This is a genomic window from Leifsonia sp. Leaf336 (genome assembly GCF_001423695.1).
In the GTDB taxonomy this organism is placed as follows: Bacteria; Actinomycetota; Actinomycetes; order Actinomycetales; family Microbacteriaceae; genus Leifsonia.
In genome coordinates this window covers 566,737-589,080 of sequence record NZ_LMOZ01000002.1, presented here as the reverse complement: position 1 = coordinate 589,080, position 22,344 = coordinate 566,737, and the positions used below count along the sequence as shown (strand labels likewise).

Genomic DNA, 22,344 nt, shown 5'->3' with positions numbered 1-22,344 from the left:
GAATGAACGCACTCCTCACCCCCGTCCTCGACCGCGACGCTGTGCGCAGCGACTACCTGCACACCGACGACCTGCGCAGCCACGACCGGCACCGCCACGACCGGCCTCCGCTGAGCGTGGTTCAGCAGGATCCCGACCCCGACCTCCGGCTCGTCGGCGGCCTCGACGACGACCCGGGCCTGTTGAGCGCGAAACTGGCACTGTGCGTCATCGAGATCCTCGCGGGAGCACGCCCCCTCGATCAGCTCGGTCGGTGGGTGAGCGACTCGGTGTTCGTGCAATTGCTGCGCCGCACGGTGATCGCCTCGCGCTCCCGGGAGGCCACCGGCGACGACATCCGCCGCCCGCGCGTCCGCGTCGGTCAGCCGATGGTCAACCGCCGGGGCGAGTCCATCGTCGACGCCGTCGTGATGATCCACCAGCCCACCCGGTCGCGTGCTGTCGCCCTTCGGCTCGAACGCCACCGGAAACGCTGGCGTGCGACCGCCATCAGCGTCCTTTAAGCGCCTGACGGCGGGGTGGCCGGTCGGCCTCCCCGCCGTCAGGCGACATCGCTGCGATCAGCGCTTCTTGGCCTGAGCCCGTCGCTCCGCGCGGTTCGCGGGGGCGTCGCCGGACTCCTCGACCCGCTGGCCGAACGCGCCGCGCTGGTTCGACGCCTGGGTGGGCGGCGCCGCCTGGGCCGGCGCGGCCTGGCGCTGCTGACGCTGCGCGCGGTCCGTCGCGGCCTTCTCGATCTGACCGCGCTGGTTGCGGACCTCGACCTCGCCCTGCTCGCCGGGAGCCGAGTAGCTGAGCCGGGCCTCCGAGGACTCACCACGGGCGAGGCCCTTGGCCGCGACGGCCGGAGCTGCAACTTCGTCGGGGGCCTGGTTGACCTCGACCTCCAGGTTGAACAGGAAGCCGACCGTCTCCTCGCGGATCGCGCCCATCATCTGCTGGAACATGGCGTAGCCCTCGCGCTGGTACTCGACCAGCGGGTCGCGCTGCGCCATCGCGCGCAGGCCGATGCCGTCTTTCAGGTAGTCCATCTCGTAGAGGTGGTCGCGCCAGCGGCGGTCGATCACCGAGAGCACCACGCGCCGCTCCAGCTCGCGCATTGCGGGCGAGCCCAGCGACTCCTCGCGCTTCTCGTACGCGATCTTCGCATCGGACATGATCTCGCGGCGCATGAAGTCGCGGTTGATGCGGCCCTTGTTGCCGGCCTCGGCGATGACCTCGTCGATGGAGACACCGACCGGGTACAGCGTCTTGAGTTCCGCCCAGAGCGCGTCGAAGTCCCAGTCGTCGCCGCTGCCCTCGCCGGTGTGCTGGTCGAGGATGTCGTCGATGACATCGGTCAGGAACTTCTGAACGCGCTCGTGGAGGTCGTCACCCTCGAGGATGTGACGGCGGTCGCTGTAGATGGCCTCGCGCTGACGGTTGAGCACGTCGTCGTACTTGAGGACGTTCTTGCGGATCTCGGCGTTGCGGGCCTCCACCTGCGACTGCGCGCTGCGGATGGCGCGGCTGACGACCTTGGACTCGATCGCCATGTCATCGGGGACGCTCGTGCGGCCCATCAGGCTCTCGGCAGCTCCCGCGTTGAACAGGCGCATCAGGTCGTCGGTCAGCGACAGGTAGAAGCGGCTCTCGCCCGGGTCGCCTTGGCGGCCGGAACGGCCCCGCAGCTGGTTGTCGATGCGGCGCGACTCGTGTCGCTCGGTGCCGAGCACGTACAGGCCGCCGGCCTCGATGACCTTCTCGGCCTCCTCCGCCACCTTGGCCTTGACGTCGGTGAAGACCTCGTCCCACGCGGCCTCGTACTCCTCCGGAGTCTCGACCGGCGACAGCCCGCGGGCGTTCATCTCGGCGACGGCGATGAACTCGGCGTTGCCGCCGAGCATGATGTCGGTTCCACGACCGGCCATGTTCGTGGCGACGGTCACCGACCCGAGACGGCCGGCCTGGGCGACGATCGCGGCCTCGCGCGCGTGGTTCTTCGCGTTCAGGACCTCGTGGCGCACGCCCTTCTTGGCGAGCAGGCGCGAGAGGTACTCGCTCTTCTCGACGCTGGTCGTGCCGACGAGCACCGGCTGGCCCTTCTCGTGGCGCTTGGCGATGTCTTCGACGACCTGGTCGAACTTGGCCTTCTCATTCTTGTAGACCAGGTCGGACTGGTCTTTGCGCTGCATCGGCTTGTTCGTCGGGATCGGGACGACGCCGAGCTTGTAGGTGCTCATGAACTCGGCCGCCTCGGTCTCGGCGGTACCGGTCATGCCGGACAGCTTCTTGTAGAGACGGAAGTAGTTCTGCAGGGTGACCGTGGCGAGCGTCTGGTTCTCGGCCTTGACCTCCACGCCCTCCTTTGCCTCGATCGCCTGGTGGATGCCCTCGTTGTAGCGACGGCCGACCAGGATGCGGCCGGTGTGCTCGTCGACGATGAGCACCTCGCCGTTCATGACGACGTAGTCCTTGTCGCGCTTGAAGAGCGCGTTCGCCTTGATCGCGTTGTTGAGGAACGAGATGAGCGGGGTGTTCGCCGACTCGTAGAGGTTGTCGATGCCGAGGTAGTCCTCGACCTTCTCGATGCCCGGCTCGAGCACGCCGACCGTTCGCTTCTTCTCGTCGACCTCGTAGTCGACGTCGGGCGTGAGGCGGGTGGCCAGGCTCGCGAACTCGTTGAACCACCGGTTCGCCTCGCCGGAGGACGGGCCGGAGATGATCAGCGGCGTGCGCGCCTCGTCGATCAGGATCGAGTCGACCTCGTCGACGATCGCGAAGTAGTGGCCGCGCTGCACCATGTCGCTCGCCTGCCACGCCATGTTGTCGCGGAGGTAGTCGAAACCGAACTCGTTGTTCGTGCCGTAGGTGATGTCGGCGGCGTACTGCTCGCGGCGCTCCTCGGGCGTCTGACCGGAGAGGATCACTCCGGTGGTCATCCCGAGCGCGCGGAAGACGCGGCCCATGAGCTCCGACTGGTAGCTCGCGAGGTAGTCGTTGACGGTGATGACGTGCACGCCGCGGCTGGTGATCGCGTTGAGATACGCGGCGGTGGTCGCGACGAGGGTCTTGCCCTCACCGGTCTTCATCTCGGCGATGTTGCCGAGGTGGAGGGCGGCCCCGCCCATGATCTGCACGTCGAAGTGCCGCATGCCGAGGGTGCGCTTGGACGCCTCGCGCACGGCGGCGAAGGCCTCCGGCAGCAGGTCGTCGAGCGATTCGCCGTTGCTGTAGCGCTCGCGGAGCTCGACGGTCTCGTGCATGAGTTCGTCGTCGGTCAGCTCGCTGAAGTCGTCCTCGAGAGCGTTGACCGCCTTCGCATACGCCTCCAGGCGTCGGAGGATGCGTCCCTCGCCGACGCGGAGAACCTTTTCAAGAACTGAGGCCACTGATGCACTCCATTTTGCTCGGTCGGGCCGATGATGCCCGCGCCCCGGCGGGCGCACGCCGGACGGCAGAATCCGCCGACGATAGGGAACATCGTACTTGGTCCGCCCCTGCGTACGACCCGTCGTCGCTGGGAGGCGTCTGCGAGGTGCGTGAACGTCGATGGCGTGCGCCGCCTGGGCACACGCCATCGACGCGTCTGTCAGCCGAGCTTGCGGCTCGCCGTCGCCACCTCCTGCAGCTCCTCGGCGTCGTCGTCGAGGGCGATCACGCCGTAGTCCCAGCCCTTGCGCCGGTAGACGACGCTCGGCCGTTTGGTCTCCTGGTCCACGAACAGGTAGAAGTCGTGCCCGACCAGTTCCATGTAATAGAGGGCGTCGTCGACGGTCATCGGGATGCTCGCGAAGACCTTCTGACGGATCACGACCGGGCTGTACTCCTCTTCGGCCTCGGTCGCCTGGGCCTCTTCGGTCACGACCGGCGTGCTGCCGGTGCGGACCTGGTCGAGCACCGAGACCGGTGCCGCCGCCAGCCCGACGGCGCTGAAGCCGTCGGTGCTGGCCTCGCGGAGGGACGTCGGGCGATGCTGCCCGCGGTGCACCTTGCGCCTGTCCTTGGCCCTCCGCACGCGCTCGAGGAGTTTCCCGAGCGCGATGTCGAACGCTGCGTACTTGTCGGTGCCCGTCGCCTCCGACCGCACCACCGCCCTCGGTCCGACCAGCGTCAGCTCGACGCGGTCGTCGCCGTTCTGGGATCCCAGCTTCTCGTTGTGCCTGCTGACCTTGATCTCGAATGAGATGGCCCGCTCGGCGAGATGAGCGACCTTGTCGGCCTTCTCTGTCGCGTATTCGCGGAACCGATCAGTGATTCCCAGGTTGCGTCCGACGATGTTGATGTCCATGGAGACCTCCCTGATCCGGCGTGACGTCCGCCCGGATCACGAAGGGCGGAATCGCTCGCGCCTTTTCGACTACCGTAGTGCTCCCCGCCGCGTTACGGAACCGTAATCAGCGGGTGAATTCTTAGTACTCGTCTGGACGTTCGCTGCACGCGGGTGCCCTCACCGACGACGCGGCGTCTGGGCTATGGTCGCCGCTCCGACCACGATGCCGCCGGCCGCGCGGATCGCTCCTGCGGCCTCCGCGAGGGTGGCGCCGGTCGTCACGATGTCGTCGACGAGGAGGCAGCGTCTGCCCGCGACCCGAGCCGAGGCCACCAGGCTGCCTTCGCGATTGCGTTCGCGGTCGTTCCACGAGAGCCCGGCCTGATCGGCGGTCTGGCGGGTGAGCCGGAGTGCCCGCGAGAGCGGAGCGTCCAGGACGCGCGAGCGCGACAGGATCAAGCCCGTCGGGTGGTAGCCCCTGCGCCTCCAGGCCGCACGTGTCCACGGGATGAGGACAGGCACCGGGACAGCCCGAGTGCCTGCGGTCGCGGCGGTCAGCGCGGCTCGGAGCGCGCCCGCCAGCGCGGACGCGACGTCCACCCGCCCCGCGTCCTTGAAGGCGAGCAGCACCGCGCGCGGCACGTCGTCGTAGTCCAGAGCGGAGCAGACCGTGATTCCGGAGACGGTCCGCGTGCGCTCCCGAGGTTCGAGACGGTGTGCGCAGTCGGAGCAGACGGACCGGTCGGGAGCGGAGCAACCGGCGCACCGCACCGGCAGCAGCACAGCGGCGGCGTCGAGCAGCGCTTCGCGGACGTACCGGCGCGCGGGAGCGGGGCGAGCGGGAGGAGAGGATGTCGTGATCATGGCCCCAGCCTCACCCGAGCGCGCGGTCCGCCTCGGCAGCGCGCGAGGATCCGTGGATGATCGGCGCTCAGCCGGCGTTGTGGAGGAGTCCGCCGGTCAGGGCTGCCCGAGCTGCACCGCGACCGCGCCCACCTTGTCGGTCTGCGTCTGCCAGCCGCTGCCGGTCGGCGCCTGCAGGGTGCCGTCGCCGGCGAGCACGAGGTAGCGAGAGAGGCCTCCCGCCCCCACGATCGTGCGCCCGGCGGCCGGGCCCGTGGTCGAGGTGGAGGTGCCGCCGATCGTCTGCTCCGTGATCGCGGTGGCGTCGCCGTTCGTGATCGCGAGGACGGCGACCGTCAGCTCGCCCGTCCAGGCGATCGACATCGGAGTCCCGTCACCCACCGCCAGCTCGATGGGCTGCGTGATGGAGGTCGGCAGTCCGTCGGCTCCACGGACGACCCCGCCCGCGACCACCGCGTAGCCGGTGCCCGTGCTCAGCACGGCGACCACACGGGTGCCGTCGCGCGAGACGGCGAGCGAGACGATCCCTGTCGCACCGGGCCACGCCACCTTCACGGCGTGCGCCTGCCCGTTCGAACCCGCGACCTGGAGCGCGTCGGGCGACGCGGCGGGAACGCTCCACAGCCATCCGTCGTTGTCGAGCGCGGGCGCGATCAGCCCGGGTCGCGTGTCGACGCGGACGGGATCACCCGACTTGCGGACGAGCACGGCGGCTCCGTGGGACAGCACCGCGACCTGGTTCCGGCTGGCGTCGATGGTCGCCGCGCTGGGCTGGAGCGCCACCACTTTGTCGCTCAGCCCGCTCAGGTCGGTGATCGTCGACCCGTTGAGCAGCCCGAAGCTGTCGCCGCGGTAGACGATGGCGTGCGAGTCGACCGGCGGGTCCTGAAGGGGGGACGACGAGTCCGACAGCGGTGGGATCTGCTGCGCGTTGCCCTCGATCAAGAGCTGGACGGAGGACGCCAGCGCACCGAGGCTCTGCTCCATCTGGAGTTGCATGCGCTGCAGCTGGAGCTGGTCGGCCTGGCCGGCCTCCGAGCTGAGGTCGACGCGGGCGACTCCCCCGGCCGTCGTAACCGACGGCAGGGCGAGCTGCGTCCCCTGCGGGAATGCGCTCGTCACAGCGCCGTTCAGCCACTTGGCCGGGCCGGCGAGCACGGCGCTCGCGACCCGCGTCGCGGCCGAGGCGACGCGGGCGGGGAACCAGCGCGCGTCCGGCACGAGGTAGGAGTAGCCGGCGTTGTAGAAGTACAGCGTCTGCTGGCTGTACACGGCGCGGAAGGTCGGGTCGTCGATGACGACGCCGTCCGGCGCCACCGCGATGCGCCACTGCCCGTTCTCACGCGCGACCTGGTACGAGAGGCCGATCGGCGCCTTGCTCGCGATCGGGCGGTAGGAGCCGACGCTGTCGACGTTGGCGACCGGGATGACGTCCACCGACCACTGGTTGCCCTCATGGTCGAAGGTGCGGTTGCGGCCGTCGTCGACGGTGACCGACTCGTCCGGGTTCCAGGAGGCCGCCATCGACTTGGTCAGGTACTTGCGCGCGATCTGGAAGTTGTTCTTCGGACTGGAGGCGGCGTCGATGAAGCCCTGCACGATCCGCTGCGGCGACGCCCCGTTCTCGGGAGGCGACGGGTTGAAGTCGAGATCGAGCTGGTCGTTCACCTGGGCGACCGGGCCGCCCTGGCGCACCGGCCCCGAGTCGGGGATGCTCGCGCACGCCACGAGCACCAGCGCGAGGACGACGGCCACGGCCGCACCCAATCCGCGTACGGTCCGCCGGATCATGCGCGCGCCCCGCTTCCCGGTCGCACAGCTCCGTCGTCGACCTGTCCGGCGCCTCCGCCCGTGGCAGCGGACGCCTCGATCGGGGCGGACTCGTCGTGGGGACGGCCCGGCTTGGCGCCGGCATCGACGGGAGGCAGCGGCAGCGGCGACGAGGTGATGCCCTTGCCCGTGACGCGCGGCAGCGTGAGCCGGAAGCATGCGCCCTCGCCCGGCATCGACCACACCTGCAGCCAGCCGGAGTGCAGCGTGACGTCCTCCAACGAGATCGCGAGGCCCAGGCCGGTGCCGCCGAGGGTGCGTTTGCGCGACGGATCGGCCCTCCAGAACCGGTCGAAGACATGGTTGACGTCGTTCTGGTTCATGCCGATCCCGTAATCGCGGACGGAGAGCGCGACGGCCGTCTCGTTGCTGTCGACCGTCACCACCACCGGAGCGCCCTCGCCGTGCTCGATGGCGTTGCCGAGGAGGTTGCGGACGACCCGGCGGATGCGCCGCGGGTCCATGCCGACGTCGAAGTAGCCGCCCGGCGCCTCCAGACGCAGCTCCGACCCGTTCTGCTCGGCGACGGTGCGGAGCTCGTCCACGACCTCCTCGGCGAGCCGCACCAGGTTCGTGGGCTCGGGCTCGAGGGCCACGGAGCCCGCGTCGTAGCGGCTGATCTCGAGCAGGTCGGAGAGCAGTCGGTCGAATCGCTCGATCTGGGTGTGGAGCAGCTCCGCGGTGCGGGTCGTCGCCGGCGGGAACGATCCGCGCTGGTCGTAGATCACGTCGCCCGCGAGCCGGATCGTGGTCAACGGTGTGCGCAGCTCGTGCGACACGTCGGAGACGAAGCGCTGCTGCAGCTGCGACAGCGTCGCCAGCTGGTTGATCTGGCTCTGGAGGCTGTCCGCCATGCCGTTGAACGACCGCGCCAGCGAGGCGAAGACGTCTTCGCCCTTCTCGGGGATGCGCACGGCGAGGTCGCCGGCCGCGAGTCGTTCACTCGTGCGGGCCGCCACCCGGATCGGCTCGACGACGAACCGCACGATGAGCCAGGTGATCGCGCCGATGAGCACGATCAGCGCGAGCCCGGCCAGCAGCAGCGTGTTCTGGACGAACAGGAGCGTGTTCTCCGAGTCGCTCAGGTTGTAGCCGATGTAGAGCTCGTAGCGACCGTACGACGGCAGGGTCAGCTGCGTCCCGACGACGATTCCCGGGTCGGTCGAGTCGGTGCCGGAGGGCAGCGCGACCGATTGGTAGAACTGCTTGGTGCCGCCGTTCTGCACGGCGGCCCGCAGCTCCTGCGAGATCACCGGGTTGAGGGCGGGACTGCCTCGATCGGGCGGGGCGAGGACGCTGTTGTCCTGTCCCGGCACGCGGTACGCCGCGATCAGCCGGCTGGAGGTCGAGGCCTGCACGGCCTGGAGGGTCGAGCTGAGCAGGTTCTTGCCGCTGTCGGCCGAGCCGATGTCGGAGGCGTTCAGGGTCGTCTGGGCGGCGGTCGTCGCCCGGCTCGAGTCGCGCAGGGCCTGGTCGAGGCGGGACTGGTACAGGTCGTTGCTGATGCTGAGCGCCATATAGACGCCGGTGACGAGGATCGCGACACCGGTCAGCAGCAACGTGATCGCCACCGTCCGCAGCTGCAGGGAGCGGCGCCAGAGGCGCGCGAGTTCGGACGGCACCTGCCGCCACCACTCCCTGTCGGGCCAACGGAAGCGCATCGCGGTCGCCTCTGTCAGGTCGCCGCACCGGCGCGGTAGCCGACGCCGCGCACGGTCATCACGATCTTCGGGTTGTCCGGGTCCTGCTCCACCTTGGCGCGCAGGCGCTGGACGTGGACGTTCACCAGCCGGGTGTCGGCCTTGTAGTGGTAGCCCCACACCTGCTCGAGCAGCATCTCGCGGGTGAACACCTGTTGCGGCTTGGAGGCCAGTGCCAGCAGGAGGTCGAACTCGAGCGGGGTGAGCGCGATGCGCGCGTCGCCACGCCGGACCTCGTGGCCGGCGACGTCGACGAGCAGGTCGCCGACGCGCAGCTGCTCGGCGGGCGGGGCGGTCGGGGCCGGGCGCAGGCGGGTACGGATCCGCGCGACGAGCTCCTTGGGGTTGAACGGCTTGACCATGTAGTCGTCGGCGCCCGACTCGAGGCCCTTCACGACGTCGGCCGTGTCGGACTTGGCCGTGAGCATGATGATGGGCGTCCCCGACTCGGCGCGGATGCGGCTGCACACCTCGATGCCGTCGAGGCCGGGCAGCATGAGGTCGAGGAGGACGAGGTCGGGCTTGGCCGCGCGGAAGATCTCGATCGCCTGGGCTCCGTCTTCGCAGAACACGGGGTCGAATCCCTCGGTGCGGAGCACGATGCCGATCATCTCGGCCAGCGCGGTGTCGTCGTCGACCACCAGGATGCGACTAGTCATGTCCCAAGATTCCCCTGAACCCCTCTCGGGCGGCGCACGCCGCGGAACTCACGGGTCCAGCGTAGTCGAGGAGGCTGCACGAGCCTTGTATGCCGGCCCGATGCGGGCTGAGCGCCCGCGACGTGCCCCGTGGGCGGGGCATCGCGCAAACCGCGGATGTGCCAGCATGGGAGCACGCATCAGACGGGGGATGAGAGGCACGGCGTGAGCGACGACCAGACCTGGCGGGCACCGGGCTCGTCCGACGACGCGAAGGCGTCCGACGGAACGGGACCCGATGGCGCGGTGCCGCCTCCGCCTCCGCCGCCTCCTCCCGCGCCCCCGCAGTTCGGCGAGTACGCGCCGGGCGGGGATCCGCAGCAGCCCGCGTATCAGCCGGGGTATTCGCAGCAGCCGGGATACCCGCAGCCCGGTTACCCGCAGCAGCCCGGGTATCAGCAGCAGCCCGGCTGGCAGCAGCAGCCCGGCTGGCAGCAGCAGCCGGGCTGGCAACAGCAGTACGGCGCCCCCGGCCCCCAGCCCGGCTGGGCCCCGCCGCCGAAGCCCGGTCTCGTGCCGTTGCGACCGCTGGCGTTCGGCACGCTCATCGGCGCTCCGTTCCAGGCGCTGCGGCGCAACCCGAAGATCACGGTCGGCGCCGCCCTGCTGCTGCAGGGAATTCCGACGATCATCGTCTCGGTGCTCATCGCCGGCGGCGTTTTCTTGCTGGTCGACCGCGTCGCGAACGCTGACGTGGCCGACCGCGGAACGCTCGCCGCGGGAGCCATCGGCGGCGCCATCGTGCTCGGCGTGCTCGCCGTGGTCATCTCGACGGTGTTCGGCGCGCTGCTGCAGGGCATCATCGTGGGCGAGGTGTCGCGCGAGACCCTCGGTGAGAAGCTGACCTTCCGCGCGCTCTGGCAGCTGATCCGCGGACGGCTCGGCGGCCTCATCGGCTGGACGTTCCTCCTCTTCCTCGCCGGGTTCGCGGGCATCGCGCTCGTCGTCGCCGTGATCGTGGCCCTCGCGATGCTCGGCGGCACCGCCGGCGTCATCGGCGCCGTCCTCGTCGGGATCGTCGGCTCGATCGGCCTGGTCGTGCTGGTGGCCTGGCTCTATACCAAGCTCTCCGTCGTGCCGAGCGCGCTCGTGATCGAGCGGCTCCCGCTGCGGGCGGCGATCACCCGGTCGTGGCGCCTGACCACTGGCTACTTCTGGCGCACGTTCGGCGTGCTGATCCTGATCTGGCTCATCGTCTACGCCATCACCCAGGTGATCTCGATCCCGTTCGGTTTCCTCGGCCTCATGCTCGGCGGCGTCTTCGCTCCGACCTCGGTGAGTTCGCCGGACTCGAGCGACTTCAGCGCGGTCATCGCGAGCCAGCTCGGCGTCAACGTCATCTCGGCGGTCGTCGGGGCGATCGTGGGTGCGATCGGAAGCGTCGTGCAGTCGGCCGCGATCAGCCTCATCTACATCGACCTCCGGATGCGCAAAGAAGGGCTCGACCTCCAACTCGTGCGCTTCGTGGAGGCCCGTCAGACCGGCAACGATCTGCCCGACCCGTACACCCAGCCCGCACCGACGGCGACCTGGCCGGGCGCCTGAGCGTGCTCCTGCACACCGCGCTCCGGCTCGACGTGCCGGTCGACCCGAACTCGCCGCAGGCGCAGGACTGGCTCCGCAACGAGCTCGCCAAGCCGGAGTACCAGGCGGCGAGACCCACCTGGCTCGATGTCGCGTCCAAGACCGTGCAGGACTGGCTGTTCTCCCTGTTCTCCAGTCCCAAGGGCGCCGCAGGCACCGTGCTGCTCCTGGTGGTAGTGCTGCTGATCGCCGCGCTGATAGTCGGCGCATTCGTGATCTACGGCCTCCCGCGGCTCAACCGCAGGGCCGCCTCCGCTCGGCGCGCGCTGTTCGGCTCCGACGACACCCGCTCGGCCGACGAGTTGCGCCGTTCCGCCGCCGATGCCGCTCGGGCCGGCGATTGGTCGCTCGCGATCGAGGAGCAGTTCCGGGCGATCGCGGCCGCCCTCGACGAACGCACCCTCGTGGAGGTCCGGCCCGGCACGACCGCTACCGAATTCGCCGCGCGGGCTGCGCGGGCCGCTCCTGCCCTGGCGGCCGAGCTGCGCCAGGCCGCGCGGACCTTCGACGAGGTACGCTACCTCGATCGTCCCGGCTCCGAGGCGGGGTACCAGCAGCTCGTCGCCCTCGACGCGGAGCTGCAGCGCGTCCGCCCAGCGCAGGAGGCGGTGGTCGCGTGACGAGCACCCTCCCACCCGGCACGGACGACACGACGGAGGACACGGTCGCCGCCGCTGTCTCCCCGACCGTCCGACGTACGGCTCGCCGCGCCGTGCCCTGGATCGTCCTCGGCGTCATCGCCCTGCTCGTCGCCCTCACCGGCCTGGCTCTGAGCGGCCGCTCCCTCGGCGGCGATACCCTGAGCGCCACCAACCCGGGACTGGCCGGCGGAAAGGCCCTGGCGCAGGTACTCGGCCAGCGAGGCGTGACGGTCAAACCGGCCGGCTCGCTCAGCGAGGTGCGAGACGCCGCCGACGACGACACGACGGTGCTCGTCTTCGACCCGAAAGGCAACCTCGCCCGCGACGGCTACGACCAACTGACGTCGGTGGCGAGCACCATCGTCGTCGTCGAGCCGAGCTTCTCCGCCCTCCAGGCGCTCGCACCCGACGTGCACTCCGCGGGTGAGCCGGGAGGCGTCGCGTCCGCCGGCTGCGGCCTCCCGGCCGCGCAGCGGGCCGCGCGCATCGACCCGCGAGCGACCGAGAACACGAAGGACACGTCGTCCCCCGGCTCGTTCCGGGCGACCGGAGACGCCACGACCTGCTTCGAGGACTCGAAGGGCGCGGCCTCCGTGGTCGCCACCTCGTACCAGGGCCGCGCGGTGTACCTGGTCGGGTCGGCGGCCGTGCTGACGAACGACGGGATCGACCGTCTCGGCAACGCGGCTCTCGGCCTCAATCTGCTGGGTGAGCACCGCACGCTGGTCTGGTACCTGCCCGGCCTGGTCGACCGCCCCGTCACCGGCCCGGCCGAGCTCGACGCTCTCACGCCCGGCTGGGTCACCCCGGTCGTGATCCTGCTCACGCTGGTGTTCGTGGCGGCGGCGGTCTGGCGCGGTCGCCGCTTCGGACCGCTCGTGGTCGAGCACCTCCCGGTGGTCGTGCGAGCGGGCGAGACGCGCGAAGGGCGCGCCCGCCTGTACCAGCGGTCGTCCGCCAGGCTCCGCGCCGCCGACGCACTGCGGATCGGCACGATCGGCCGGCTGTCGTCCACGGTCGGCCTCCCCCGGGTCGCCACGACCGACGAGGTCGCCGACGCGGTCGCAGCGCTCACCGGCCGCGAGCACTCAGCGGTGCTGTCCCTCCTGGTGGAGGAGCACCCGCGCTCGGATCGCGAGCTCATCGACCTCTCCGACCGGCTGACCGAGCTCGAACACGCCACCGCAGCCGCCGCCTCCCCCGACCGTCCGCGACCGACCGGAAGAATGGAACAATGACCGACCTCACGACCGGATCCCCCCGCGCCGACGCGCCGCCCGCCGGCACTCCCGACGGAGCCTCCGCCCCCGGCGCCGCCGCCGGCTCCGACGACCTGCGTCACGCCCTCGCCCGGGTGCGTGCGGAGGTGGGCAAGGCCGTCGTCGGTCAAGACGGCGCCGTGACCGGCCTGATGATCGCGCTGCTCGCACGCGGGCACGTGCTGCTGGAGGGTGTGCCTGGCGTCGCGAAGACCCTCCTGGTGCGCTCGCTCAGCGCGGCGCTGAGCCTCTCGACCACGCGCATCCAGTTCACGCCCGACCTGATGCCGGGCGACGTCACCGGCTCGCTGGTCTACGACGCCCAGACCGGCGGGTTCGTGTTCCGCGAGGGGCCGGTGTTCACGAACATCCTGCTCGCCGACGAGATCAACCGCACACCTCCCAAGACGCAGTCCGCGCTGCTGGAGGCGATGGAGGAGCGCCAGGTCAGCGTCGATGGTGTCAGCCGGCGCCTGCCCGACCCGTTCATCGTCGCCGCCACCCAGAACCCGATCGAGTACGAGGGCACCTATACTCTCCCGGAGGCGCAGCTCGACCGCTTCCTGCTCAAGCTCACGCTCGACGTCCCCGAGCGCGAGGCCGAGGTGGAGGTGCTGCGCAGGCACGCCGCCGGCTTCAACCCGCGCGACCTGGCCGGCGCCGGAGTGACTCCCGTGCTGGACGCCCGTCAGCTGAACGACGCCCGCGCGGCCGCGGCCTCCGTCGGCGCCAACCCCGACGTGCTCGCCTACATCGTCGACCTCGCCCGCGCGACCCGCCGCAGCCCGTCGGTGCGGCTCGGCGTGAGTCCGCGCGGCACCACCGCGCTGCTCGCGGCGGCAAAGGCGTGGGCGTGGCTGTCGGGTTACGACTCGATCACTCCCGACCACGTGCAGGCCATGCTCGTCCCGGTCTGGCGGCATCGCATCCAGCTGCGTCCGGAGGCCGAGCTGGAGGGTGTGGGAGCCGACGCGATCCTGCGCTCGATCGTGCAGCAGGTCCAGGTTCCGATCTAAGGCGCGCCGATGACCGTGTCCGGACGTTTCGTCGCCCTGCTCGCGCTGGGCGTCGTCCCCGTCGTGCTCCTCGGCGGGGAGATGGCGCTCGCCTTCGCCGCTCTCGGCGGCTGGGTGCTGGTGTGCGTCGTGCTCGGAGTGATCGACCTCGCGCTGGCCGCGTCACCGCGCCGGGTGCGGGTGAGCCGCGAGCTGCCGGCCCGCGTGCGGCTCGGCGCCGACGCGGCCGCCGAGCTGTTCGTCACGAACGTGGGCACCCGCAGGCTGCGCGGCGTGCTGCGGGACGCCTGGGAGCCGTCGGCCGGCGCCCAGCCGTCGCGGCTGGCGGTCGACATCCCGGCCGGTGAACGTCGACGCCTCACGGTCTCGCTGCGGCCCTGGCGGCGCGGCGAGCGCCGCGTGGAGCAGATCACCGTGCGGGCGACCGGGCCGCTGGGACTCTGGTCGCGGCAGGCGACGCTCGCAGCCCCCGGTCGCATCCGCGTGCTGCCGCCGTTCGCCTCCCGCAAACACCTCCCGTCGCGCTTGGCACGACTACGTGAGCTCGACGGCACCACCAGTGTGATGCTGCGCGGGCAGGGCACCGAGTTCGACTCCCTCCGCGAGTACGTGCGCGGCGACGACGTGCGCTCGATCGACTGGCGCGCGACCGCCCGGCGGCACGACCCGACGGGAGGCCGGGGCGCGCGGGTGATGGTGCGCACCTGGCGTCCGGAGCGCGACCGCCGGGTGGTGCTCGTCGTCGACACGGCCCGCACCTCGGCCGCCCGCATCGCCGACGAGCCCCGCATCGACACCGCGTTCGAGGCCTCCCTGCTGCTGGCCGCACTCGCGACCCGCGCCGGGGACCGCGTCGACCTGCTGGCGTACGACCGGGTCGTGCGTGGACGCGTGCAGGGCGCGACGGGCGCCGAGCTGCTGTCGCGGATGGTGGACACGATGGCCGGCATCGAGCCAGCGCTCATCGAGATGGACTGGTCGGCGGTGCCTGCCCAGGTCCGAGCGCTCACCAGCCAGCGCTCGCTGGTCGTTCTGCTGACCTCCCTCGACGCGCCGGGCGGCTCGCGGGGACTGCTGTCGGTGCTGCCGCAGCTCACGAAGAAGCACATCGTCGTCGTCGCGAGCGTGACCGACCCCGAGACCGAGGCCGCCGCTCTGCAGCGCGGCCGCCGGGAGGACGTCTACCGGGCCGCGTCCGCCGAGCGCGCGCTGCTCGACGTGGCGCGCGTGTCGGCTGCGGTCCGCCGCCTCGGCGGGGAGGTCGTCACCGGCTCGCCGGGCGACCTGCCGCCGGCCCTCGCCGACCGCTACCTCGCCCTGAAGGCCGCCGGCCGCCTCTGATGCGCGCCCCCGGTGGGGAGCGGCATCCGTCCCGGCTGCGTCGTCGTCAGCCGGCGACGACCCGGCGGTCGCCTGCTTCGAACTCGGTGAGGTCGCCGGTCTCGCCCGCGCGCACCGCCCGGCGGCCGACGAAGAGCATGTAGAAGAGGAACGCGGCGAGCGCGAGAACGCCGATGGCGATCTTCGCCCACACCGGGAGCGCGGACGGCGTCACGAACCCTTCGATGAGCCCCGACACGAAGAGGCTGATCACGCAGCCCACGGCGACCGTGAACAAGGCCCTGCCGTCCTCCGCCAAGGCCTGACCGCGGGTGCGGGCTCCGGGCGCGATCCACGCCCAGAAGATCCGCAGGCCCGCTGCGGCGGCGACGAAGACGCTGGTGAGCTCCAGGAGGCCGTGCGGAAGGATGTAGGAGAACAGGACGTCGCCGCGCCCGTACGCGAACATCACGCCGACCGCTGTGCCGACCCCGACCGCGTTCTGCACGAGCACGTACGGCACCCAGGCTCCGGTGATCCCGAACGCGATGCACTGCGCGGCGATCCACACGTTGTTCGTCCAGACCTGTCCGGCGAACGACGCCGCCGGGTTGTTCGAGTAGTAGTCGACGAACTCGTGGTTCACGTACTGCTTGAGCGCGGCATCGTCGCCCAGGTTGCGCAGCACATCCGGGTTGCCGGTGATCCAGAGCGCGTAGAGCGCCGAGACGATGATCGTGAAGACAGCCACCGCGAGCACGATCCAGCGGATCCGGTAGAGCGCGGCGGGCAGCTGCAGCGCGAAGAAACGCGGGATCTGCGAGAACAGGTTCGTGCCTGCACCGGTGAAGCGCAGTCGTGCCGTGGCGAGCGTCACCGAGAGCCGATCGCCCACCGCGGTGGAGCCCGCGCTGGTCTGGATCGCCGACAGATCGGCCGCCCCCGACTGGTAGAGGTCGATCAGTTCGTCGGCGTCGCGGCCGTCCAGGCGCCGGCGCGCCGCCAGCCGGGCGAGTCTGTCCCAGTCGGCGCTGCGCGCTGCCGTGTATGCGTCGAGATCCATCTGCTTGAATGATAGCCATGACGGCATCAGCGCCCATGCTCCCGAGCGGGGGTCAGTCGCGCGTGGGCCGGCCGGCTCCCGGAGTTCCGGGCACGTCCGGCACTCCCGGCCCCGGCGAGCGCGAGCTCGTGACCGGCGAAGCCGTCACCCTCGACGTCAAGCCCGCCAGCTACATCCTCCGAGCGGCGGGCACGATCATCGACTGGCTGTTCTCGATGCTCGTCATGCTCGGGTGCTTCCTGCTCCTCCTGGCCACGGGAGGCGGCCTCGACGACGCGCTGCTCCGTGCACTCGGCGTGCTCATCCTGGTGTTCGGCATGGTCGTCCTCCCGACCACGATGGAGCTGCTCACCCACGGCCGGTCGCTCGGCCGGCTGGCGGTCGGCGCCCGCATCGTGCGCGACGACGGGGGCGCGACGGGATTCCGGCACGCCTTCATCCGCGCCCTCGTCGGCGTTCTCGAGATCTACATGACGATCGGAGGCCTCGCTGCGATCACCGGCCTCCTCAACTCCCGCTCCAAGCGGCTGGGCGACCTGCTGGCCGGCACGTACAGCCAGATGGAGCGCGTCCCCCGCCCTCAGCCGCTCCAGCTCTCCCTGCCTCCGCAGCTGTACGGGTGGGCGCAGACGGCCGATGTCGGCCGGCTTCCCGACCGGCTGTCGCGACGGATCGCGCAGTTCGTGCGGCAGGCGCCGCAGCTGACCATCGCCGCCCGCATCGGGCTGAGCACCGAGCTCGCGCGGGAGGCCGCACCCTACGTCTCGCCGCTGCCTCCGGTCGACGCCGAGACGTTCCTGGTGGCGGTCGCCGTCCTCCGCCGCCATCGCGAAGCCGCAGGGCTCGCTCTGGAGGCCGAGCGCCTCCAGCGACTCGAGCCCGTGCTCGACGCGCTTCCGCACAGCTTCCCCGACCGCTGACCCGCATCTCTCCGGCAGCCGGCCGCCGGCCGCACACACTCCAGGAGCGTCGATGACCGAGTACCGTGCCCACTTCGACGCCGTGGTGTCGTTCGTCAACGGCGGAGGGCTGACCGCCGAGGGCTTCCGGCTCGATGTGCCGTCGGCCGACATCGCGGAGGACGAGCTCGCCGAGCTGTTCGTCCGGCATCTCGGGCTCGCGCTCGTGGGCAAGGTCGACCTCCGCGACGTCCGCATCGTCGCGGAGCCACATCGCGGCAGCCGGGGCGTGGAGGCGGCCCCCGCCGGTCGCGGTGCCTCCCGCGTCGTCGACCTCAGCCACCCGATCCGCGCGGGCCTCGTCACCTATCCCGGCCTCCCCGAGCCCGTAATCACACCGCATCTCACCCGTGAGGCGTCGCGCGAGCGGTACGCGCCGGGCACGGAGTTCGCGATGGACGTGATCACGATGATCGGCAACACCGGCACCTACCTCGACAGCCCGTACCACCGCTACGCCGATGGCGGCGATCTCGCGTCGCTCGACCTCGCCACCCTGGTGGGGCTGCGCGCGGAGGTGTTCCACCTGACGGACGCCGGCGAGCGCGGCATCCCCGCGTCGGTGTTCTACGACCGGGTACTCGCCGGGTCCGCAGTGCTGCTGCACACCGGCTGGGACACGCATTTCGGCACGCCGGAATACGCGACCGGCGCGCCCTACCTGACCGAAGCGGGCGCCGAGCACCTGGCGCGTGCCGGTGCCGCGCTGGTCGGCATCGACTCGCTCAACATCGACGACACCGAGACCGACGGCGCACGCCCGGCGCACAGCATCCTGCTGGCCCACGGCATCCACGTCGTGGAGCACTTGACCCGCCTCGGCGACCTCCCCGCCCGCGGCGCCCGGTTCACGGCGGCCCCGCCGGCGGTCGAGGGGTTCGGCACGTTCCCGGTGCGGGCGTTCGCGGAGGTGTGATCCTCAGTCGTGCAGGATGCGCTGGAAGAGCACGTGGTCCTGCCAGCGGCCCGCGATCTTGAGGTAGTTCGGTGCGACGCCGATGCGCTCGAAACCGGCGCGCGTGAGCACCGACTGGGAGGCGTGGTTCGCCAGCAGCGTCGCCGCCTGCGCGCGGTGCAGGCCGAAGTCGTCCCTGGCGGCCTCCACCAGCGCGTTGAGCGCGACGGAGGCGAGGCCGCGGCCGGTGTGGTCGCGGTCGAGCCAGTAGCCGACCATGGCGCTCTGGAACGCGCCGCGCACGACGTTGCTGAGGTCCATGCCTCCGGCGATCTCGTCGCCGTCGACGATCACCAGCGGCACCGCGGTGCCGAGCGAGTGGAGGGCGAGGAGCTCGCGCGTGCGCGCCAGCTGGCCCGCTTCGGTGAAGAACTCCTCCGACCGCGTCGGATCCCACGGAGCGAGGTGCCCGCGGTTGCGCGAGTAGGCGGCCGCGAGCGCCGCGGCGTCCTCCTCACGACGCACGCGCAGGACGAGCCCTCCCGGGAGCTCCCGGTCTGCGAAATCGAGTGCCATCAGTAGCGGTAGTGGTCGACTTTGTAGGGGCCGTCCACCGGCACGCCGATGTAGGCGGCCTGCTCGTCGGTCAGGGTCGTCAGCCGCACTCCGAGCGCGGCGAGGTGGAGGCGCGCCACCTTCTCGTCGAGGTGCTTCGGCAGCACATAGACGCCGATCGGGTACTTCTCGGTCGAGACGAAGAGCTCGAGCTGGGCGAGCACCTGGTTGGCGAAGGAGTTGCTCATGACGAAGCTCGGGTGGCCGGTGGCGTTGCCGAGGTTCATCAGGCGGCCCTCGGAGAGCACCAGGACGCTGCGTCCGGTCGGGAGGCGCCACTCGTGCACCTGCGGCTTGATCTCGACCTTCTCGGCCCCGGGGAGGGCCTCCAGCGACGCCATGTCGATCTCGTTGTCGAAGTGGCCCACGTTGGCGACGATGGCGAGGTGCTTCATCGCGAGGATGTGGTCGAGGGTGACGACGTTGAGGTTGCCCGTTCCGGTGATGACGATGTCGACCTGGTCGACGACCGACTCGAGCGTGGTGACCTGGAAGCCGTCCATCGCCGCCTGGAGGGCGTTGATCGGGTCGACCTCGCTGACGATCACGCGGGCGCCCTGCCCGCGGAGGGCCTCCGCCGCGCCCTTGCCGACATCGCCGTAGCCGCAGACGAAGGCGACCTTGCCGCCCATGAGCACGTCCGTCGCGCGGTTGAGGCCGTCGGGCAGCGAGTGCCGGATGCCGTACTTGTTGTCGAACTTGCTCTTGGTCACCGAGTCGTTGACGTTGATCGCCGGGAACAGGAGGTCGCCGCTCTTGGCGAGCTCGTACAGGCGGTGCACGCCGGTGGTGGTCTCTTCGGTGACGCCGAGGATGCCGTCGGCGATGCGCGTCCAGCGGTCGGAGGAGGTGGCGAGGGAGGCGCGGAGGGCGGCCAGGATCACGCGGTACTCGTGGCTGTCGCCCGGGGCGTCGCCCGGCACGGCGCCGGCGAGCTCGAACTCGCGACCCTTGTGCACGAGCAGGGTGGCGTCGCCGCCGTCGTCGAGGATGAGGTTCGGGCCGGTCCAGTCGGCGCCCGCGGCCTGCGCCTCGGTCGTCCAGTCGAAGATCTGCTGGGTGCACCACCAGTACTCCTCGAGCGTCTCGCCCTTCCAGGCGAAGACCGGGACGCCCGCTGGCGCCTCCACGGTGCCGTGCGGACCGACGGCGATCGCCGCGGCCGCTTCGTCCTGCGTGGAGAAGATGTTGCAGCTCGCCCAGCGCACCTGCGCGCCGAGGGCGACGAGGGTCTCGATGAGCACGGCCGTCTGGACGGTCATGTGCAGCGAACCCGCGATGCGTGCGCCCTTCAGCGGCTGCGTCGGGCCGAACTCCTCGCGGAGGGCCATCAGGCCGGGCATCTCGTTCTCGGCCAGCCGGATCTGGTGCCTTCCCGCCTCGGCGAGGGAGAGGTCCGCGACGCGGAACGGCAGAGAGGTGTCAATGGCAGGCGAAGGCATGCGGCTATTCTGCCATGCGGGGTGGAGCACGCCGCGAGTGCTACGCGCGGATGAGCGCCAGCACCTCGTCGCACACTCGCGTCATCGTGGCGGCGTCTGCAGCCTCCACGTTGAGACGCAGCAGCGGCTCGGTGTTCGACGGGCGCACGGAGAACCACCAGAACGGCTCGCTCTCGTCGGTCAGCCCGGTGATCGTCAGCCCGTCGAGCTCGTCGAACTCGGCGCGGCCGGTGAAGGCCTCGACGATCCGCGCGTAGGCGGCCGGCACGTCATCGACCGACGAGTTGATCTCGCCGGACTGGGAATAGGGGCTGTAGACGGCCGCAAGCTCCGACAGGGGCTGCTCCTGCGAGCCGAACTCGGCGAGCAGGTGCATCGCGGCCAGCATGCCGTTGTCGGCGCTCCAGAAGTCGCGGAAGTAGTAGTGCGCCGAGTGCTCGCCGCCGAAGACGGCGCCGGACTCGCGCATCGCGTCCTTGATGAGGGAGTGCCCGACGCGGGTGCGGTACGGGGTCGCGCCGGCGGCCTCGATGGTCTCCGGCACGATGTTCGACGTGATCAGGTTGTGGATGACCGTGATCTCGGCGTCCGGGTCGGCCGCGCGCACCCGGGCGATCTCGCGCACGGCGACGATCGCGGCGACGGCGGACGGCGAGACCGCCGCACCGGTCTCGTCGACGACGAAGCAGCGGTCGGCGTCGCCGTCGAAGGCCAGCCCGAGGTCTGCGCCGTGCTGCACGACAGCGGCCTGGAGGTCGACCAGGTTCGCGGGCTCCAGCGGGTTCGCCTCGTGATTCGGGAAGGTCCCGTCGAGTTCGAAGTACATCGGGATGATCTCGATCGGCAGCGCGGGCAGGCCCGCTGCCTCGCCGAGCACGGCGGGGACGGTGAGCCCGCCCATGCCGTTGCCCGCGTCGACGACCACGCGGATCGGCCGGATGCCGCTGAGGTCGACGAGACCGCGAAGGTAGGCCGCGTAGTCGGCCAGGACGTCCTGCTCGCGGTAGCCGCCCGGCTGCTCCACCGCGACCAGGCCCTCGGCCAGATAGACGGCGGCGCGGTCGCGGATCGCGGCGAGACCGGTGTCGAGGCTGATGCCCTGCGCTCCGGCGCGCGACAGCTTGATGCCGTTGTAAGTGGCCGGGTTGTGGCTCGCGGTGAACATCGCCGCGGGGGCGTTCAGGGCGCCCGATGCGTAGTACGACTCATCGGTCGAGCACAGGCCGATCGACACGACGTCGGCACCGCGGGCCTGCGCACCGCGCGCGAACGCCTCGGCGAACTCGGGCGACGAGTCGCGCATGTCGTGGCCCACCACGACCTCGGACCCCGCCGCGCCGATCTCGTCGACGAACCCGGCGGCGACGGCGGTGACGATCTCGGAGGTCAGGCCGCTCCCGACGAGCCCGCGGACGTCGTAGGTCTTCACGACCGCCGAGAGGGCGGCGCGGAAGTCGTCGATCGAGTCAGAAGTATGCACGCCGGTCACCCTACTTGATCTCGCCGAAGACCTCGTGGCGCACGATCTGCCAGCCCTGCGGCGCCGACAGGCGCTCGGCGTGGATGGCGCAGAGATCGTACGAGTGAGGTTCGTGCGAGAGACTGAGCGGGCCGAGCACCGCCATCGAGTCGGCGTACACGTAGGTCAGCGTCGACACGGCGTCGCGCGGACAGGCGACACGGGAACACGGGCGGCTCAACATCGCGCTCAGACTACCCGAGCACCACCGACGTAGGATGGCGACATGCCCCGCAATCGCCGCACCAGCAGCAACCCCCCGGCGACCAGCCGGTGGCGCAGCCGTCACGGCAGAGGGGCGCGCGGCCCGGTCACCGGCCCGCATCTGCCGATGCTGCAGAACCGCATCGACTTCTTCGACATGACCGTGGCCTCCACCGCCGACTACCTCAAGGGCGTCTGGCCCGACGAGCTCGCGAACGTGCACTTCGAGGTCGCGGCGACGCCGACCGGCAACACGGGCACCGACGGCGTCGACCGCTGGTTCGTCGATCACGCCCGGCGCCGCATCGTGCTCTACCGGGTGCCCATCCAGCGCCTCACCAAGCTGCACCGCGACGACGACCTCCACAGGCGCATGTACATCGAGGGATGCGTCTTCCGCGCGGTCGCCGAGCTGCTCGGCAAAGACCCGTGGGACCTCGCGCCCGACCGCTTCCGGCACTTCTGACCGGCTGACCCGCTGAC

The 22,344-nt window shown here is 70.8% G+C and carries 20 protein-coding genes; 9 read left to right on the top strand and 11 right to left on the bottom strand.

Translation table 11 applies throughout. The annotated features are described in order from the left end of the window. Positions 1–2: 2 nt before the first annotated feature. The gene (locus ASF88_RS11625; protein WP_055918327.1) at positions 3–503 is read left to right on the top strand and encodes an Rv3235 family protein; all 501 of its coding nucleotides are present in this window, start codon (positions 3–5) and stop codon (positions 501–503) included. A gap of 57 nt (positions 504–560) precedes the next feature. Here ASF88_RS11625 and secA read toward each other — a convergent pair whose 3' ends face one another. From secA to mtrA, 6 genes are all read right to left on the bottom strand, one after another. After that, positions 561–3,371 carry a preprotein translocase subunit SecA gene (gene secA, locus ASF88_RS11620; protein ID WP_055918324.1) on the bottom strand — a complete coding sequence of 937 codons (2,811 nt, stop codon included), beginning with the start codon at positions 3,369–3,371 and terminating at the stop codon, positions 561–563. A gap of 200 nt (positions 3,372–3,571) precedes the next feature. Next, positions 3,572–4,270: a ribosome hibernation-promoting factor, HPF/YfiA family gene (gene hpf / locus ASF88_RS11615; protein ID WP_055918322.1), complete on the bottom strand. Its 699-nt coding sequence runs from the start codon at positions 4,268–4,270 to the stop codon at positions 3,572–3,574. Positions 4,271–4,429: 159 nt separating this feature from the next. Beyond that, positions 4,430–5,116, bottom strand: coding sequence for a ComF family protein (locus tag ASF88_RS11610; protein ID WP_055918318.1), 687 nt, complete (start codon positions 5,114–5,116; stop codon positions 4,430–4,432). A gap of 96 nt (positions 5,117–5,212) precedes the next feature. Then, on the bottom strand, positions 5,213–6,871 hold the full coding sequence (locus tag ASF88_RS11605; RefSeq protein ID WP_235493418.1) for an LpqB family beta-propeller domain-containing protein: 1,659 nt from the start codon (positions 6,869–6,871) through the stop codon (positions 5,213–5,215). 32 nt (positions 6,872–6,903) lie between these two features. Beyond that, entirely contained in the window at positions 6,904–8,607 is a 1,704-nt protein-coding gene (gene mtrB / locus ASF88_RS11600) for an MtrAB system histidine kinase MtrB (protein ID WP_055918315.1), read from the bottom strand. A gap of 14 nt (positions 8,608–8,621) precedes the next feature. Continuing rightward, complete coding sequence (mtrA, locus tag ASF88_RS11595) at positions 8,622–9,305, bottom strand: MtrAB system response regulator MtrA (protein WP_055918312.1); 684 nt, start codon at positions 9,303–9,305, stop codon at positions 8,622–8,624. A gap of 204 nt (positions 9,306–9,509) precedes the next feature. Here mtrA and ASF88_RS20815 point away from each other — a divergent pair, with 204 nt between their 5' ends. The 5 genes from ASF88_RS20815 to ASF88_RS11570 are packed head-to-tail and all read left to right on the top strand — an operon-like array spanning position 9,510 to position 15,185. Further along, positions 9,510–10,889, top strand: coding sequence for a hypothetical protein (locus ASF88_RS20815; RefSeq protein ID WP_055918309.1), 1,380 nt, complete (start codon positions 9,510–9,512; stop codon positions 10,887–10,889). Between the two features lie 2 nt (positions 10,890–10,891). Next, a complete protein-coding gene (locus ASF88_RS11585) occupies positions 10,892–11,548 on the top strand; it encodes a DUF4129 domain-containing protein (protein ID WP_157498311.1) in 657 nt (218 codons plus the stop codon). Further along, a complete protein-coding gene (locus ASF88_RS11580) occupies positions 11,545–12,807 on the top strand; it encodes a DUF4350 domain-containing protein (RefSeq protein WP_055918306.1) in 1,263 nt (420 codons plus the stop codon). The genes ASF88_RS11585 and ASF88_RS11580 overlap by 4 nt, the downstream gene beginning before the upstream one ends. After that, a complete protein-coding gene (locus tag ASF88_RS11575; RefSeq protein ID WP_082518920.1) occupies positions 12,804–13,844 on the top strand; it encodes an AAA family ATPase in 1,041 nt (346 codons plus the stop codon). The genes ASF88_RS11580 and ASF88_RS11575 overlap by 4 nt, the downstream gene beginning before the upstream one ends. A gap of 9 nt (positions 13,845–13,853) precedes the next feature. Further along, complete coding sequence (locus ASF88_RS11570; protein WP_055918303.1) at positions 13,854–15,185, top strand: DUF58 domain-containing protein; 1,332 nt, start codon at positions 13,854–13,856, stop codon at positions 15,183–15,185. 46 nt (positions 15,186–15,231) lie between these two features. Here the strand turns inward: ASF88_RS11570 and ASF88_RS11565 are convergent, their stop codons facing one another. Then, positions 15,232–16,227 carry a stage II sporulation protein M gene (locus ASF88_RS11565; protein WP_055918300.1) on the bottom strand — a complete coding sequence of 332 codons (996 nt, stop codon included), beginning with the start codon at positions 16,225–16,227 and terminating at the stop codon, positions 15,232–15,234. A gap of 17 nt (positions 16,228–16,244) precedes the next feature. Here ASF88_RS11565 and ASF88_RS11560 point away from each other — a divergent pair, with 17 nt between their 5' ends. Continuing rightward, positions 16,245–17,147 carry an RDD family protein gene (locus ASF88_RS11560; protein ID WP_235493417.1) on the top strand — a complete coding sequence of 301 codons (903 nt, stop codon included), beginning with the start codon at positions 16,245–16,247 and terminating at the stop codon, positions 17,145–17,147. 52 nt (positions 17,148–17,199) lie between these two features. Further along, entirely contained in the window at positions 17,200–18,102 is a 903-nt protein-coding gene (locus ASF88_RS11555; protein ID WP_055918297.1) for a cyclase family protein, read from the top strand. Positions 18,103–18,105: 3 nt separating this feature from the next. Here the strand turns inward: ASF88_RS11555 and ASF88_RS11550 are convergent, their stop codons facing one another. Genes ASF88_RS11550 through ASF88_RS11535 form a run of 4 tightly spaced genes read right to left on the bottom strand, consistent with a single transcriptional unit; the run spans position 18,106 to position 21,841 of the window. Next, positions 18,106–18,657, bottom strand: coding sequence for a GNAT family N-acetyltransferase (locus ASF88_RS11550; RefSeq protein WP_055918294.1), 552 nt, complete (start codon positions 18,655–18,657; stop codon positions 18,106–18,108). After that, complete coding sequence (gene ahcY, locus ASF88_RS11545) at positions 18,657–20,138, bottom strand: adenosylhomocysteinase (RefSeq protein WP_055918292.1); 1,482 nt, start codon at positions 20,136–20,138, stop codon at positions 18,657–18,659. The genes ASF88_RS11550 and ahcY overlap by 1 nt, the downstream gene beginning before the upstream one ends. A gap of 40 nt (positions 20,139–20,178) precedes the next feature. Beyond that, positions 20,179–21,618, bottom strand: coding sequence for a phosphomannomutase/phosphoglucomutase (locus ASF88_RS11540; RefSeq protein WP_235493416.1), 1,440 nt, complete (start codon positions 21,616–21,618; stop codon positions 20,179–20,181). A 10-nt stretch (positions 21,619–21,628) separates the two neighbouring features. Then, a complete protein-coding gene (locus ASF88_RS11535) occupies positions 21,629–21,841 on the bottom strand; it encodes a DUF3499 family protein (protein ID WP_055918289.1) in 213 nt (70 codons plus the stop codon). Positions 21,842–21,883: 42 nt separating this feature from the next. Between ASF88_RS11535 and ASF88_RS11530 the strand changes: the two genes are divergently transcribed. After that, positions 21,884–22,327, top strand: a complete 444-nt coding sequence (locus ASF88_RS11530; protein WP_055918286.1) for a metallopeptidase family protein — start codon at positions 21,884–21,886, stop codon at positions 22,325–22,327. Positions 22,328–22,344 lie beyond the last annotated feature (17 nt).

What these genes read in the sequence shown, in the direction of transcription:
- ASF88_RS11625 (WP_055918327.1), top strand. Translation starts at nt 3, where the DNA reads ATGAACGCACTCCTCACCCCCGTCCTCGACCGCGACGCTGTGCGCAGC.
- hpf (WP_055918322.1), bottom strand. Translation starts at nt 4,270, where the DNA reads ATGGACATCAACATCGTCGGACGCAACCTGGGAATCACTGATCGGTTC.
- ASF88_RS11610 (WP_055918318.1), bottom strand. Translation starts at nt 5,116, where the DNA reads ATGATCACGACATCCTCTCCTCCCGCTCGCCCCGCTCCCGCGCGCCGG.
- mtrB (WP_055918315.1), bottom strand. Translation starts at nt 8,607, where the DNA reads ATGCGCTTCCGTTGGCCCGACAGGGAGTGGTGGCGGCAGGTGCCGTCC.
- mtrA (WP_055918312.1), bottom strand. Translation starts at nt 9,305, where the DNA reads ATGACTAGTCGCATCCTGGTGGTCGACGACGACACCGCGCTGGCCGAG.
- ASF88_RS11575 (WP_082518920.1), top strand. Translation starts at nt 12,804, where the DNA reads ATGACCGACCTCACGACCGGATCCCCCCGCGCCGACGCGCCGCCCGCC.
- ASF88_RS11570 (WP_055918303.1), top strand. Translation starts at nt 13,854, where the DNA reads ATGACCGTGTCCGGACGTTTCGTCGCCCTGCTCGCGCTGGGCGTCGTC.
- ASF88_RS11565 (WP_055918300.1), bottom strand. Translation starts at nt 16,227, where the DNA reads ATGGATCTCGACGCATACACGGCAGCGCGCAGCGCCGACTGGGACAGA.
- ASF88_RS11560 (WP_235493417.1), top strand. Translation starts at nt 16,245, where the DNA reads ATGACGGCATCAGCGCCCATGCTCCCGAGCGGGGGTCAGTCGCGCGTG.
- ASF88_RS11555 (WP_055918297.1), top strand. Translation starts at nt 17,200, where the DNA reads ATGACCGAGTACCGTGCCCACTTCGACGCCGTGGTGTCGTTCGTCAAC.
- ASF88_RS11550 (WP_055918294.1), bottom strand. Translation starts at nt 18,657, where the DNA reads ATGGCACTCGATTTCGCAGACCGGGAGCTCCCGGGAGGGCTCGTCCTG.
- ahcY (WP_055918292.1), bottom strand. Translation starts at nt 20,138, where the DNA reads ATGCCTTCGCCTGCCATTGACACCTCTCTGCCGTTCCGCGTCGCGGAC.
- ASF88_RS11535 (WP_055918289.1), bottom strand. Translation starts at nt 21,841, where the DNA reads ATGTTGAGCCGCCCGTGTTCCCGTGTCGCCTGTCCGCGCGACGCCGTG.
- ASF88_RS11530 (WP_055918286.1), top strand. Translation starts at nt 21,884, where the DNA reads ATGCCCCGCAATCGCCGCACCAGCAGCAACCCCCCGGCGACCAGCCGG.